The sequence below is a fragment of the Enterobacter sp. UCD-UG_FMILLET genome, from assembly GCF_000762975.1.
In the GTDB taxonomy this organism is placed as follows: Bacteria; Pseudomonadota; Gammaproteobacteria; order Enterobacterales; family Enterobacteriaceae; genus Enterobacter; species Enterobacter dykesii.
The window spans coordinates 233547-247370 of record NZ_JRJC01000006.1 but is presented as its reverse complement, the minus strand read 5'-3'; the positions used below and the strand labels follow the sequence as shown (position 1 = coordinate 247370).

The following is a 13824-nucleotide window of genomic DNA, read 5'->3' as shown; positions in this document are numbered from 1 at the left end:
TTTTATCAGTGACGGCCAAAAACAGGGCGCTTGCGGTCAAATGTCCAGCCGGGGATCAGGTACTGCATCGGGCCCGCGTCGTTACGCGCGCCGCCCGGTAGCTTTTTATACGCCTCATGGGCTTTATGGATCTGATCCCAGTCAATCTCCACGCCCAGGCCCGGCGCATCCGGTACGGCAATCTTGCCATTGATGATTTCCAGCGGATTTTTCGTCAGGCGGGCTTCACCTTCCTGCCAAATCCAGTGGGTGTCGATAGCGGTCGGGTTACCCGGCGCCGCCGCGCCAACGTGGGTAAACATCGCCAGCGAAATATCAAAGTGGTTGTTCGAGTGACAGCCCCAGGTCAGCCCCCAGTCATCGCACAGCTGCGCCACGCGCACTGCGCCTGAAAGTGTCCAGAAGTGAGGGTCCGCCAGCTGTATGTCGACAGCGTTCAGCATCACCGCATGACCCATTTCACGCCAGTTGGTGGCGATCATATTGGTCGCGACCGGCAGCCCGGTGGCGCGACGGAACTCAGCCATGACTTCGCGGCCCGAGAAGCCCTGCTCCGCGCCACAGGGATCTTCCGCATAGGTCAGGACATCCCCTAGCCCTTTGCACAGGCTAATCGCTTCATCCAGCAGCCAGGCGCCGTTCGGGTCAACGGTGATCCGCGCATCCGCAAAGCGTTTTTTCAGCGCCCGGGCCGTTTCAATCTCCTGCTCGCCGGGCAGCACGCCGCCCTTCAGCTTGAAATCCTTAAAGCCGTAGCGATCCTGCGCCGCCTCGGCCAGACGCACCACCGCGTCGCTGGAGAGCGCTTCCTGGTGGCGCAGGCGATACCAGTCGTGATCGCCCATGGATCGCGCCAGATAGGGGAGATCGGTTTTATTGCGGTCGCCAACGTAGAACAGATAGCCCAGCACGGTGACCGCATCACGCTGTTTGCCGGGCCCCAGCAGCTCGCAAACCGGGACCTGGAGCGCCTTACCCAGTAAATCCAGCAGGGCGGACTCCAGCGCGGCGACCGCGTTGACTCGCAGTTCGAACGTCCAGGCACCTTTACCGAAGGTATCAAAGTCAGCAGACTGGTTACCCTTATGCACACGCTGAACGACCTTGTTCAGGCGGGCGACCTCCTGACCCACGACCAGCGGAATGGCATCGACCAGCGTCTGGTAGATCACCTCTCCGCCCGGGGCTTCGCCCACGCCGGTATTCCCTGCGCTGTCTTTCAGCACGACGATATTACGGGTAAACCAGGCGTTATGTGCCCCGCCAATATTGAGCAGCATGCTGTCCTGCCCGGCCACCGGAATGACCTTCATCTCCGTAACGGTTGGGCTCGATTGCGTTGTCATCATCCACGCTCCGCAACAGGTTTAAGTTCGACGCGTTTGATATCCCCTACCAGCACCAGGTAACTCAGTACCGCCACCAGCGCATGCACACCCACGTAGATTAGCGCACCGTTGAAAGAGCCGGTGGTGCCGACGATGTAGCCGATAGCGATCGGCGTAACAATTCCGGAGATGTTGCCGAACATGTTGAACAGACCGCCGCTCAGGCCGCTGATTTCTTTCGGCGCCGTATCCGCCATCACCGCCCAGCCCAGCGCGCCAATGCCCTTGCCGAAGAAGGCCATCGCCATAAAGCCGATAATCATCCATTCGGCGTTGACGTAGTTACAGAACACCATGGTCATGGAGAGCAGCATGCCGAGCACGATAGGCGTTTTACGCGCGATGTTCAGGGAACCGGTGCGGCGCATCAGCCAGTCGGAAATCACCCCGCCGAGCACGCCGCCGACGAAGCCGCAGATTGCCGGGACCGACGCGACAAATCCCGCTTTCAGGATCGACATGCCGCGTGCCTGCACCAGGTATACCGGGAACCAGGTGATGAAGAAGTAGGTTAAGGCGTTAATACAGTACTGGCCCAGATAGATACCGATCATCATGCGCGAGCCGACGAGCTGCTTGATCTGCGCCCATTTCTGGCTGAACGGGACTTTTGCTTTTGCGGATTTCTGATCCATGTTGATCAGCGCGCCGCCTTCCGCAATATACTCCAGCTCTTTTTTGTTCACGCCTGGATGCTGGTTGGGTTCGTGGATCACTTTCAGCCAGATAAAGCTGATGACGATCCCAAGCCCGCCCATAAAGAAGAAAACGTGTGACCAGCCCACCTCATGGGTCAGCCAGCCCATAATGGGCGCAAAGATCACCGTCGCGAAGTACTGTGCGGAGTTAAAAATCGCCACCGCCGTTCCCCTCTCCTGCGCCGGGAACCAGGCCGCCACAATGCGGCTGTTCCCCGGGAAGGAAGGTGCTTCCGCTAAGCCTACCAGGAAGCGCAGCGTGAAGAGCGCCACGATAATGCCGAAGCCGCTGAAGATATCGACGAAACCCTGCAACAGGGTAAACATCGACCAGATAAAGATGGACCAGAAATAGACGCGTTTAGATCCAAAACGGTCCAGCAGCCAGCCGCCAGGAATTTGCCCGATGACGTAGGCCCATGAGAATGCGGAGAAAACGTAACCCATGCCCACCGGATCAAGGCCGATATCTTTTGCCATTTCCGAACCGGCAATCGACAGCGTGGCGCGGTCACCATAGTTAAAGGATGTGACGATAAACAGCATCACCACTATCCAGTAGCGGGCATTAGTGCGCTTTTCAGCGCCGCTCGCTGCGTGGCTTAATGTACTCATTGTTGCACTCCTGAAACATAGCTTTCGCCTGGTTCATTCTGTACAGCACCGGTAGGGTAATCAGAATGAGATTGGTATTTGTCGTTTTGGTACGGCCTGACGCCGTTTTATAGTGACCGGAAAAGTATATGAAGGAGTGGTCCGTTCTCTCACCGTGCAAAAACACAGTTTTGAAGGGTGCATGAGAGGTTGTTTATGGCATAAGCCCAGGGGAATGGAAGGTGGTTCACGGAATTGGCGTTTGGAGCGGGGTGTATCGCCGGGTGGCGGCTAAGCCTTACCCGGCCAGGAGAACTATTTAAGGAGCGTTGCCCAGTGTTCGACCCACGGGTTTGATTCGCTTTCAGGTTCAGGGTGCTCACCCGCGTCAATCAGCAGCATCTCGCCGACGCGCTGGGCACTCTGCTCCTGCAGGAGCGCATCGAACTGCTTGCCGCCGCCGCAGAAGTTGGCGTAAGAACGGTCGCCCAGGGCAATGATGCCGTAGTGCACGTCCGGCTGATAGCCAAGCTGGTCTTTAATGCCCTGGTACAGCGGCACGATGCTGTCCGGCAGATCGCCCTGCCCGGTGGTGGAGGTCACCACCAGAATGTATTTATCTTTATACTTTTCCCAGTCTGCCAGCTCCGGGTCTTCATAGACCGTGGCTTTATGGCCCTGGCTGGCGAGTATTGCCTCAGCCTCTTCCGCTACCAGCAGCGAGTTGCCGTACATTGTGCCGACAAAAATGCCTACTTCAGCCATGCTATTTTCCCATATTGAATGCGCTTACTCTTCATCCTGAACGTTGCCCGGTACAAACTCAACCCTTTCATTTTCGGGGAGTTGTCCCAGCCAGCCAAACTGTGACAGCGCCTGCATCCAGACGTCGTCCAGCCCCGCGCGGATAGTCAGCGGCTCGCCGGTAAACGGGTGCGTCAGGCTCAGCTCGCTGGCGTGTAACATCAGACGATGGCAGCCAAAGTGTTCGGCCGCGCTGCGGTTCTGGCGTAAATCACCGTGTTTACTGTCGCCAATAATCGGGTGGCGCAGGTGCGCAAGATGGCGTCGCAGCTGGTGCTTACGCCCGGTTTTAGGCAGAAGCTCAACCAGGCTGTAGCGTGTGGTCGGGAATTTGCTGGTTGCCACCGGCATTTCGGTCGTCGCCATGCCGCGATAGTCCGTCACCGCGGGCTGCGGACCTTTGTCATAGCGGGAAAATTTATCGGCGATTTTGTCCAGTTCCTCCACCAGCGGATAGTCCAGCGTGGCGGCTTCCGTCAGCCAGCCGCGCACGATCGCGTGGTAGCGCTTTTGCATCTGATGCTGTTCAAACTGCTGTGATAGCAGACGCCCCGCCTCGCTGGAAAGCCCCATCAGCAGCACGCCGGAGGTCGGCCTGTCGAGACGATGGGCGGTAAAAACATGCTGACCAATCTGGTCGCGAACGGTCTGCATCACCACCACTTTCTCATCGCGATCGAGCCAGCTGCGGTGCACCAGCCAGCCTGACGGTTTATTCACCGCCACCAGCCACTCGTCCTGATAGAGGATCTCAAGCGTCATGCATCTTCACCGGCGAACAGGGCATCCAGTTTTTCCAGTTCGACCAGCATCACGTCGCGCGCAGGGTGCGTCGCCTCGAGCGCCATTTCATAGTAGGGAGAGACAGCAAACGCCTGCGGAAGCGGGTGACCGCCCTCAAGCAGGGCGTGCATGCGCGGGATTAACACCCACTGCAGCCACTCAAACGGGGCCAGCGTATCCAGGCAGAAGGGCTGGGTGCTCGCGAACGCTTCCGGCTGCGGCGCGGTCTCCTGCCACAGCTGATGTTGGCGCAAAAGGGCTTCGATGGCGTGCAACTGAGCACGAACGCTATCGTGTTGCGTCATAGTAACCTCAACTGAAAAAGTGAACGGCGCGCAGCATAGCATTGCGGAAGGCAGAAATAAAAAAAGGGAGCACTGTAAAAACAGTGCTCCCGGTTCGTTTCGCAGCATTCCAGCTACAATTCGTGCTCCCTGCTCATCCGTGACAACTTTTCCTGAAGCCCGAAGGCCTGGTCATCCGTAAGCCAATACATCCTGCACACATCTTCCTGACGTGTTTGTTTCATCCTGAAACGTCCTGGCCTTCCTGACCCACCGGCCATCCTGACCGGCTCTCGTTCTCCTTCCTGGAGGTGTCCCTTACGCATCCTGCGTTATCCACTTCGCTTCATCCTGAAGCCTTCCTGCAGCGCCATCCTGACGAGTCCTGTTTGAGAAACGCCATCATCCTGATGTTCGTTTGTCGTGTCGGCGTCCTGTCGACAGAAATAGAATCCGCTATTCCGCTTCGTCTTACAACCCACCCTTTCTGGGTTGTAAGCCGCAAGAAATCCCTGGAAACAAGACAATGAACAAGTAATTCGTTGAAAAATAGAGTGATATTAATCTGAATAAAATGAGGTAATACTGAATCTTCAGCGATCTCTCACAAACGTTGTAAGAGATCTCTCACACGCGCTATAGCATCATGGATTACAGAAGTGGCTCAAGTCGGGTGAGGAAATCCGCAAGAGAGGGGGCGAGAGTCTCGCGATTGCGGGTGCCGATAGTCTCTTTAACCACTTCACCTGACAGGTTACAGACGGAGATAACGTCCAGTTCGCTGTCCAGCGTGGCAATAAAGAGCGTAGGAGAAAGCTTAAGGCGTTTTTGCGTGACCAGATGACCAATCAGGTTTTCCTGAACGCGCTGCAGATCGTCTTCGCTCCAGGTCTGCAACAGCGTCAGCGTGATATCAGCAAAGCGCGCGGGCATATCCCCTGCTAACTGCGTGGTATAAAACGCATGAACCGCTGGTTGTACCACAATGTCCATTGCCCGTTCAACCGCATTTACATTTTGCTCGCCGTCGAAAGGTTTTGGCTGCCAGATAACATGATCGTCGACTGAAGAGATAATGCACGGCGAGGGTACGCCATACAAATCAGCACTTTGCGGCCATGTCTGGTGCTTTTCATGCCATGCGTCGCAATAGCGGGTCGTGAAGGTAGTGAGGGCATTTGCAGTTTCGATGTCCACCGATTTCTCTCTTCTTGTCAGACAGGATAAACTCAGGCCATAAGTGTACCTGTAAAGTGGCTATGAAACATGTCTTACGAAAATCATCAGGCGTTAACCGGCTTAACGCTGGGCAAATCGACCGATTACCGCGATACCTACGATGCAAGCCTGCTGCAGGGCGTGCCGCGCAGCCTGAACCGCGATCCTCTGGGTCTTCATGCAGACGCATTGCCGTTTGTCGGCGGTGACATCTGGACGCTGTACGAACTCTCCTGGCTCAACGCGCGCGGCCTGCCGCAGGTGGCAGTGGGCCACGTTGAGCTGGATTACGCCAGCGTGAATCTCGTCGAGTCCAAAAGCTTTAAGCTCTATCTCAACAGCTTTAACCAGACAAAATTCAACAGCTGGGAAGACGTTCAGCACACCCTGGAACGTGATTTAAGCGCCTGCGCGAAGGGAAAGGTAAGCGTTTCACTGTATCGCCTGCACGAGCTGGAGGGGCTGCCAGTCGCCCACTTCAACGGGACCTGCATCGACGATCAGGATATTGAGGTGGAGAATTATGAATTCAGCGCCGATTACCTCGAAAACGCCGCGAGCGGAAAGGTGGTCGAAGAGACGCTGGTCAGCCACCTGCTGAAATCCAACTGCCTGATCACCCACCAGCCGGACTGGGGCTCGGTGCAGATCCAGTACCGCGGCCCGAAAATTGACCAGGAAAAATTGCTGCGCTACCTGGTGTCGTTCCGCCATCACAACGAATTTCACGAGCAGTGCGTGGAGCGTATCTTTAGCGATATTCAGCGTTTCTGCCAGCCAGAAAAACTGAGCGTTTACGCGCGCTACACCCGCCGTGGCGGTCTGGACATCAACCCATGGCGCACCAACACCGATTTTGTGCCAGCAACGGGACGGCTGGTGCGTCAGTAATATAAATATTTTCACAATATGCGCGGTATCTTCCGCGCTTTAGGTTGTGAAACGTCACGCGCCAGGGCTATTGTAATCAACAGGGAAAGACGATAATCGTCCCGTAAGGAGCTCACTTGATTACACATATTAGCCCGCTTGGCTCAATGGATATGTTGTCGCAGCTGGAAGTGGACATGCTTAAGCGCACGGCCAGCAGCGATCTTTATCAACTGTTTCGTAACTGTTCACTTGCCGTACTGAACTCCGGAAGCCTGACAGATAACAGTAAAGAACTGCTGTCCCGCTTCGAAAGCTTTGATATCAATGTGCTGCGCCGCGAGCGTGGCGTGAAGCTTGAAGTCATCAACCCGCCGGAAGAGGCCTTTGTCGACGGGCGCATTATTCGTTCACTTCAGGCGAACCTGTTTGCCGTGCTGCGTGACATCCTGTTTGTTAACGGGCAGATCCACAACGCAGGCCGTTTCCAGCATCTCGACCTGGAAAGCTCAGTCCATATCACCAACCTGGTATTCTCCATTTTGCGTAACGCCCGTGCCCTGCACGTTGGCGAAGCGCCGAACATGGTCGTCTGCTGGGGCGGCCACTCCATTAACGAAACTGAATACCTTTATGCGCGTCGGGTGGGCACCCAGCTCGGCCTGCGCGAGCTGAATATCTGTACCGGCTGCGGTCCAGGTGCGATGGAAGCGCCAATGAAAGGTGCGGCGGTTGGGCATGCGCAACAGCGTTATAAAGAGGGGCGGTTTATCGGCATGACCGAGCCGTCAATCATTGCCGCTGAGCCGCCTAACCCGCTGGTTAACGAGCTGATTATCATGCCGGATATCGAGAAACGTCTTGAAGCGTTTGTCCGTATCGCCCACGGCATTATCATTTTCCCGGGCGGCGTGGGGACAGCGGAAGAGCTGCTCTACCTGCTGGGTATTCTGATGAACCCGGCCAACAAAGATCAGGTTCTGCCGCTGATCCTTACCGGGCCAAAAGAGAGCGCCGACTACTTCCGCGTGCTGGACGAGTTTATCGTACACACGCTGGGCGAAGCCGCGCGCCGTCACTATCGCATCATCATTGACGATGCCGCGGAAGTGGCGCGCCAGATGAAAAAGGCGATGCCGCTGGTTAAGGAAAACCGTCGCGATACCGGCGATGCGTACAGCTTTAACTGGTCAATCCGTATTGCGCCGGACCTGCAGATCCCGTTCGAGCCAACGCATGAAAATATGGCGAACCTGAAACTCTACCCGGACCAGCCGGTGGAAGTCCTGGCTGCCGATCTGCGTCGTGCCTTCTCCGGGATTGTGGCGGGCAACGTCAAAGAGATGGGCATCCGCGCCATTGAACAGTACGGTCCGTACAAAATCCACGGCGACCCGGAGATGATGCGCCGCATGGACGACATGCTGCAGGGCTTTGTCGCTCAGCACCGCATGAAGCTGCCGGGCTCAGCCTATATCCCTTGCTACGAAATCTGCACATAACGCGCAGCAGCATCTCATCAAAGCCGGGTCGCCGTGTCATGCGTCCCGGCTTTTTTATTAACGAGGTAATTCATACGCATCACTTATATCTTTTACAAACTATGCGCAAACGCAAACGATTACCTTGTTTTTTCAACCATAAATTATCAGCCTTAATCCAAATTACCTGCCAGAAAATACTAAAAACCCATTTCTTTACAGCTAAAGACACCTATATCACGGGTCAGTCTTTCAGCTCACATGTCGTTGGTGGTAGCCTTCGCGCCCGTAAATTCTCTTTGACGTTTTTTTAACAGAGAAATGGTCTAAAGATGCCCACTTCATAAGTGGATTATTGCATTTGGGATCAGGATCACTGATAGATTCATAACTAGAATGTATCTTTCCGCCCGCCAATAGTTACGGGCAAAAATTATTAAAAAACCGTCACTGAACGAATTTCATATTACCGTCAGGCACTTTTTCATCGGATTTGACTAAAAACCTGACAATTTGCTTCCTCCAGGAGATACAGATGGAAACCACTCAAACCAGCACCGTTGCTTCGATTGAATCCCGAAGTGGTTGGCGCAAAACGGATACCATGTGGATGCTTGGCCTTTATGGCACAGCAATCGGCGCTGGTGTACTGTTCCTTCCTATCAACGCAGGCGTCGGCGGTCTGATCCCGCTGATCATTATGGCTATCATTGCTTTCCCGATGACCTTCTTTGCACACCGCGGTCTGACCCGCTTCGTGCTGTCCGGTAAAAACCCGGGCGAGGACATCACTGAAGTTGTTGAAGAGCATTTCGGCGTGGGCGCAGGTAAACTGATTACCCTGCTCTACTTCTTCGCGATTTACCCTATTCTGCTGGTCTACAGCGTGGCAATCACCAACACCGTTGAAAGCTTCATGATGCACCAGCTGCACATGACGCCGCCGCCGCGTGCCATTCTGTCTCTGATCCTGATCGTGGGCATGATGACCATCGTTCGCTTCGGTGAGCAGATGATTGTGAAAGCAATGAGCGTACTGGTCTTCCCGTTCGTTATTGCTCTGATGGTACTGGCTTGCTACCTGATCCCACAGTGGAACGGTGCAGCGCTGGAAACCCTGTCCCTGAGCAGCGCATCGGCAACCGGTAACGGCCTGCTGATGACCCTCTGGCTGGCGATTCCGGTGATGGTGTTCTCTTTCAACCACTCTCCAATCATCTCTTCTTTCGCCGTTGCGAAACGTGAAGAGTACGGTAATGGCGCAGAGAAGAAGTGCTCCAGCATCCTGGCGCGCGCTCACATCATGATGGTACTGACCGTAATGTTCTTCGTCTTCAGCTGCGTACTGAGCCTCTCCCCGGCGGATCTGGCGGCAGCGAAAGAGCAGAACATCTCTATTCTGTCTTATCTGGCGAACCACTTTAACGCACCGGTCATTGCGTGGATGGCACCTATCATCGCGATTATCGCCATCACCAAATCCTTCCTGGGCCACTACCTCGGCGCGCGCGAAGGCTTCAACGGTATGGTGATTAAATCTCTGCGCGGTAAAGGCAAGAGCATTGAAATCAACAAGCTGAACAAAATCACTGCGCTGTTCATGCTGCTCACCACCTGGGCGGTAGCGACCCTGAACCCAAGCATCCTGGGCATGATTGAAACCCTGGGCGGCCCGGTCATCGCGATGATTCTGTTCCTGATGCCGATGTACGCGATTCAGAAAGTCCCTGCTATGCGTAAGTACAGCGGTCATGTGAGCAACGTCTTTGTGGTTATCATGGGTCTTATCGCAATCTCTGCGATCTTCTACTCCCTGTACACCATGTTCTGATTATCACCCGCGCCGTCTTCGGACGGCGCACTCCTCCCTCTCTGACTGAAAGCAATGGACGCATCATGATTAGCGTATTCGATATCTTCAAAATCGGTATTGGTCCTTCCAGCTCTCACACCGTCGGACCAATGAAAGCCGGTAAGCAGTTCACGGATGACTTGATTGCCCGCGGCATCTTGCATGACATTACCCGCGTGGTTGTCGATGTATACGGCTCGCTTTCCCTGACCGGGAAAGGCCACCATACCGATATCGCCATTATCATGGGCCTGGCGGGAAATCTGCCGGATACCGTTGATATTGATGCGATCCCTGGCTTCATCCAGGATGTGAACACCCACGGTCGCCTGCTGCTGGCGAACGGTGAGCATGAGGTTGAATTCCCGGTTGACCACTGCATGAATTTCCATGCGGACAACCTGTCGCTGCACGAAAACGGCATGCGCATTACCGCGCTGGCCGGCGACAAAGCGGTATACAGCCAGACGTATTACTCTATCGGCGGCGGTTTTATCGTCGACGAAGACCACTTTGGTCAAACCAATACCTCTTCTGTCGAGGTGCCGTATCCGTACAAAACGGCGGCGGATCTTCAGCGTCACTGCCAGGAGACGGGCCTTTCCCTCTCTGGCCTGATGATGAAAAACGAGCTGGCGCTTCACAGTAAAGAAGAGCTCGAACAGCACTTCACTAACGTCTGGGAAGTGATGCGCGGCGGTATTGAGCGCGGGATAACCACCGAGGGCGTTCTGCCGGGCAAGCTTCGCGTGCCGCGTCGCGCTGCTGCGCTGCGCCGTATGCTGGTGAGCACCGACAAAACGACGACGGACCCGATGGCCGTTGTAGACTGGATCAACATGTTCGCACTGGCTGTAAACGAAGAGAACGCCGCAGGGGGCCGCGTGGTCACCGCGCCGACCAACGGCGCCTGCGGTATCGTTCCGGCGGTGCTGGCGTACTACGACAAGTTTATCCGTGAAGTGAACGCGAACTCACTGGCGCGCTACCTGCTGGTCGCCAGTGCAATTGGTTCGCTGTATAAGATGAACGCGTCTATTTCCGGTGCGGAAGTGGGCTGTCAGGGTGAAGTCGGCGTGGCGTGCTCCATGGCGGCGGCGGGTCTGGCCGAACTGCTGGGTGCAAGCCCGACACAGGTGTGCATTGCTGCGGAAATCGGCATGGAACATAACCTGGGACTGACCTGTGACCCGGTTGCCGGACAGGTACAGGTACCGTGCATCGAACGTAACGCGATTGCCTCCGTGAAGGCGGTGAACGCGGCACGTATGGCGCTGCGCCGAACCAGCGAGCCGCGCGTCTGTCTCGATAAGGTTATCGAAACCATGTACGAAACCGGTAAAGATATGAACGCCAAATACCGCGAAACCTCTCGCGGCGGCCTGGCGATGAAGATCGTAACCTGCGATTAAGCCTCTCAGGAAGCCTCGTTTTGCGAGGCTTCTTCCTGTTTTCCCCACCATTCATAGTTTCACGCTGCTGACAGTGTTACCCTTCACGCATGAGATAGAAGGGAGATTATCTGTGGCCGTTCATTTACTTATCGTCGATGCTCTTAACCTGATCCGCCGTATCCATGCGGTACAGGGGACGCCTTGTAAAGACACCTGCCTGCACGCGCTGGAGCAGCTTATCCGCCACAGTGAGCCCACCCACGCGGTCGCGGTATTTGATGACGAAGCCCGCAACACGGGCTGGCGACACCAGCGTCTGCCCGACTACAAAGCCGGACGCGCCCCGATGCCGGACGATCTTCACGCTGAATTGCCCATGCTGCGCGCTGCATTTGAACAGCGGGGCGTTCCCTGCTGGGGCGCACAGGGAAATGAAGCCGACGATCTTGCGGCCACTCTGGCCGTCAAGGTGGCAAGTGCCGGGCATCAGGCTACTATCGTTTCAACTGACAAAGGCTACTGCCAGCTGCTCTCGCCGACTATCCGCATTCGTGACTATTTTCAAAAACGCTGGCTGGACGCGCCGTTTATTGCCAGCGAGTTCGGCGTCTCACCTGAACAACTGCCGGATTACTGGGGGCTGGCAGGCATCAGCAGTTCTAAAGTTCCGGGTGTCGCCGGTATTGGGCCAAAGAGCGCCGCGCAGCTGCTGACCGATTTTCAGAGTCTGGAAGGGATTTACGCCCGTCTGGATGAGGTACCGGAAAAGTGGCGCAAGAAGCTGGAGGCGCATAAAGAGATGGCGTTTACCTGCCGGGAGATCGCAACGCTACAGACGGATTTGCAGCTGGACGGGAATTTACAGCAGTTAAGGCTAGAACGTTAACGCTTTACTATAGGCCCGGTAAGCGTAGCGCCACCGGGCAATACAACAAGGACTATCGCTCGTCGCGACGTCCGCCGACCGCAGCCCACCAGCGACGAATATGCACCGTCACCTCTTCACGGTCGTGATACAGCTGACGCGCCTGGATCTCCACGTTAATACCGTGTTCGTCCATCTGCTCCTGAATGTAGGCCAGGTTCTGCGACACTTCCTCATAGCGCTTTTTCATCGGCAGCTTGAGGTTGAAAATGGTCTCACGACACCAGCCGTTCACCAGCCAGGAGGCCATCAGCGCGGCGACTTTTGCCGGCTTCTCAACCATATCGCACACCATCCACGAGATGTTGTTACGATTCGGGCGATAGCGGAAACCGTCTTCACGCAGCCAGGTGACCTGCCCGGTGTCCATCAGGCTTTGCGCCATTGGGCCGTTATCAACGGACGATACCCACATATTGCGTTTCACCAGCTGATAGGTCCAGCCGCCCGGGCACGCGCCGAGATCGACAGCGTACATGCCGTTTGCCAGACGCTCATCCCACTCATCCGCCGGGATAAAGACGTGAAACGCCTCTTCCAGCTTGAGCGTGGAACGGCTTGGCGCATCGGACGGGAAGCGCAAACGCGGGATGCCCATAAAGAAGGGAGAGTTGTTGGTGGTGTACGAATAGCCTGCATAGCAGCAGCCCGGTGCGATAAAGAAGATATGCACCACCGGACGCTTCGGCGTTTCGTAGTTCGTCAGCACGCCCGCATCACGCAGCGCCGCACGCAGCGGCACGGTGAACTTGCGGCAGAACTTCATCAGCTCTTTACTTTCGTTGGTATCCGCCACTTCAACGCGCAGATCGCCACCCTTCTCAACCACGCCCTGCAGCATGCCGACAATAGGCGTGATGCGGTCTTCCGGTGGAAGATCCTTCAGCAGCTCACCCGCGACAAACATCTGGCGAGCAAAGATCAGCGAGCTGAACGGCAGCTCGCGCGCCAGCTTGTCTGCGTCTTCAGGCTGGTAGCACTCGAATACCACATAGCCCGCGTTTTCTTTTACGCGGGCAAAGCCGAAGACTTCGCGCTTCGCCGCTTTATCGGTAATTTCCGCGGCGCACTCTTTCTCAAACCCCGGGCGACAATATAAAACAACCTTATTCATGAACAACGCCCTTGCGTTTCAGACGGATAGCTCCGATAAACATTAATACCCAACCCGCCAGGAAGCTGAAGCCGCCGACAGGTGTAACGAACGCCCACAGGCGCAGATGTGAGAGCGCAAGGCAGTACAGGCTACCGCTGAACAACACGGTACCCAGCGCCATAAACACGCTGCTCCAGTAAAACCAGATACTGATACGACGCTGCATCGCCACCGCCAGCCCAAAAATCGCCAGCGTGTGGAATGCCTGATATTCAAGACCGGTTTGGATCCAGCCCATCTCTACAGCGCCCAAAGACTTGCTTAATACATGTGCGCCAAAGGCGCCCAGTGCAACAAAAATAAAGCCACTCACCGCGGCAAAAATCAGCATGAATCGGCTGGTCATGTTTAAGTCCTGAGTTGATGCGTGCCCGGCA

13 protein-coding genes are annotated in these 13824 nt (G+C 55.7%); 5 read left to right on the top strand and 8 right to left on the bottom strand.

The genetic code is table 11. The features are described from left to right. Positions 1 to 5: 5 nt before the first annotated feature. From LA04_RS01620 to syd, 6 genes are all read right to left on the bottom strand, one after another. Entirely contained in the window at positions 6 to 1346 is a 1341-nt protein-coding gene (locus LA04_RS01620; RefSeq protein WP_047650372.1) for an enolase C-terminal domain-like protein, read from the bottom strand. Beyond that, positions 1346 to 2701: a galactarate/glucarate/glycerate transporter GudP gene (gene gudP / locus LA04_RS01615; protein WP_047650247.1), complete on the bottom strand. Its 1356-nt coding sequence runs from the start codon at positions 2699 to 2701 to the stop codon at positions 1346 to 1348. Before gudP ends, LA04_RS01620 begins: the two co-directional genes overlap by 1 nt. A gap of 294 nt (positions 2702 to 2995) precedes the next feature. Then, positions 2996 to 3445: a flavodoxin gene (locus tag LA04_RS01610; protein ID WP_047650246.1), complete on the bottom strand. Its 450-nt coding sequence runs from the start codon at positions 3443 to 3445 to the stop codon at positions 2996 to 2998. A gap of 24 nt (positions 3446 to 3469) precedes the next feature. Next, positions 3470 to 4246 carry a tRNA pseudouridine(65) synthase TruC gene (gene truC / locus LA04_RS01605; protein ID WP_047650245.1) on the bottom strand — a complete coding sequence of 259 codons (777 nt, stop codon included), beginning with the start codon at positions 4244 to 4246 and terminating at the stop codon, positions 3470 to 3472. Further along, complete coding sequence (locus LA04_RS01600) at positions 4243 to 4572, bottom strand: YqcC family protein (protein ID WP_023309024.1); 330 nt, start codon at positions 4570 to 4572, stop codon at positions 4243 to 4245. Before LA04_RS01600 ends, truC begins: the two co-directional genes overlap by 4 nt. A 630-nt stretch (positions 4573 to 5202) precedes the next feature. Further along, positions 5203 to 5748 carry a SecY-interacting protein gene (syd, locus tag LA04_RS01590; protein WP_047650244.1) on the bottom strand — a complete coding sequence of 182 codons (546 nt, stop codon included), beginning with the start codon at positions 5746 to 5748 and terminating at the stop codon, positions 5203 to 5205. A gap of 69 nt (positions 5749 to 5817) precedes the next feature. Between syd and queF the strand changes: the two genes are divergently transcribed. The 5 genes from queF to xni all read left to right on the top strand — a co-directional run bounded on the left by queF (position 5818) and on the right by xni (position 12252). Continuing rightward, entirely contained in the window at positions 5818 to 6660 is an 843-nt protein-coding gene (gene queF, locus LA04_RS01585) for an NADPH-dependent 7-cyano-7-deazaguanine reductase QueF (RefSeq protein WP_047650243.1), read from the top strand. A 116-nt stretch (positions 6661 to 6776) separates the two neighbouring features. After that, positions 6777 to 8141: a nucleotide 5'-monophosphate nucleosidase PpnN gene (gene ppnN / locus LA04_RS01580; RefSeq protein WP_023309027.1), complete on the top strand. Its 1365-nt coding sequence runs from the start codon at positions 6777 to 6779 to the stop codon at positions 8139 to 8141. Positions 8142 to 8655: 514 nt separating this feature from the next. Further along, on the top strand, positions 8656 to 9951 hold the full coding sequence (locus LA04_RS01575; protein ID WP_024909280.1) for an HAAAP family serine/threonine permease: 1296 nt from the start codon (positions 8656 to 8658) through the stop codon (positions 9949 to 9951). A gap of 65 nt (positions 9952 to 10016) precedes the next feature. Then, positions 10017 to 11384, top strand: coding sequence for an L-serine ammonia-lyase (locus tag LA04_RS01570; protein WP_033146431.1), 1368 nt, complete (start codon positions 10017 to 10019; stop codon positions 11382 to 11384). A 112-nt stretch (positions 11385 to 11496) separates the two neighbouring features. Next, positions 11497 to 12252 (top strand): flap endonuclease Xni, encoded by a 756-nt coding sequence (xni, locus tag LA04_RS01565; RefSeq protein WP_047650242.1) that lies wholly within the window; start codon positions 11497 to 11499, stop codon positions 12250 to 12252. A gap of 52 nt (positions 12253 to 12304) precedes the next feature. On the opposite strand, the gene rlmM is transcribed toward xni, so the two are convergent. Both rlmM and LA04_RS01555 read right to left on the bottom strand, forming a co-directional pair. Beyond that, positions 12305 to 13405 (bottom strand): 23S rRNA (cytidine(2498)-2'-O)-methyltransferase RlmM, encoded by a 1101-nt coding sequence (gene rlmM / locus LA04_RS01560; protein WP_047650241.1) that lies wholly within the window; start codon positions 13403 to 13405, stop codon positions 12305 to 12307. Further along, entirely contained in the window at positions 13398 to 13793 is a 396-nt protein-coding gene (locus LA04_RS01555; RefSeq protein WP_023309031.1) for a DUF423 domain-containing protein, read from the bottom strand. The genes rlmM and LA04_RS01555 overlap by 8 nt, the downstream gene beginning before the upstream one ends. Positions 13794 to 13824: the final 31 nt, after the last annotated feature.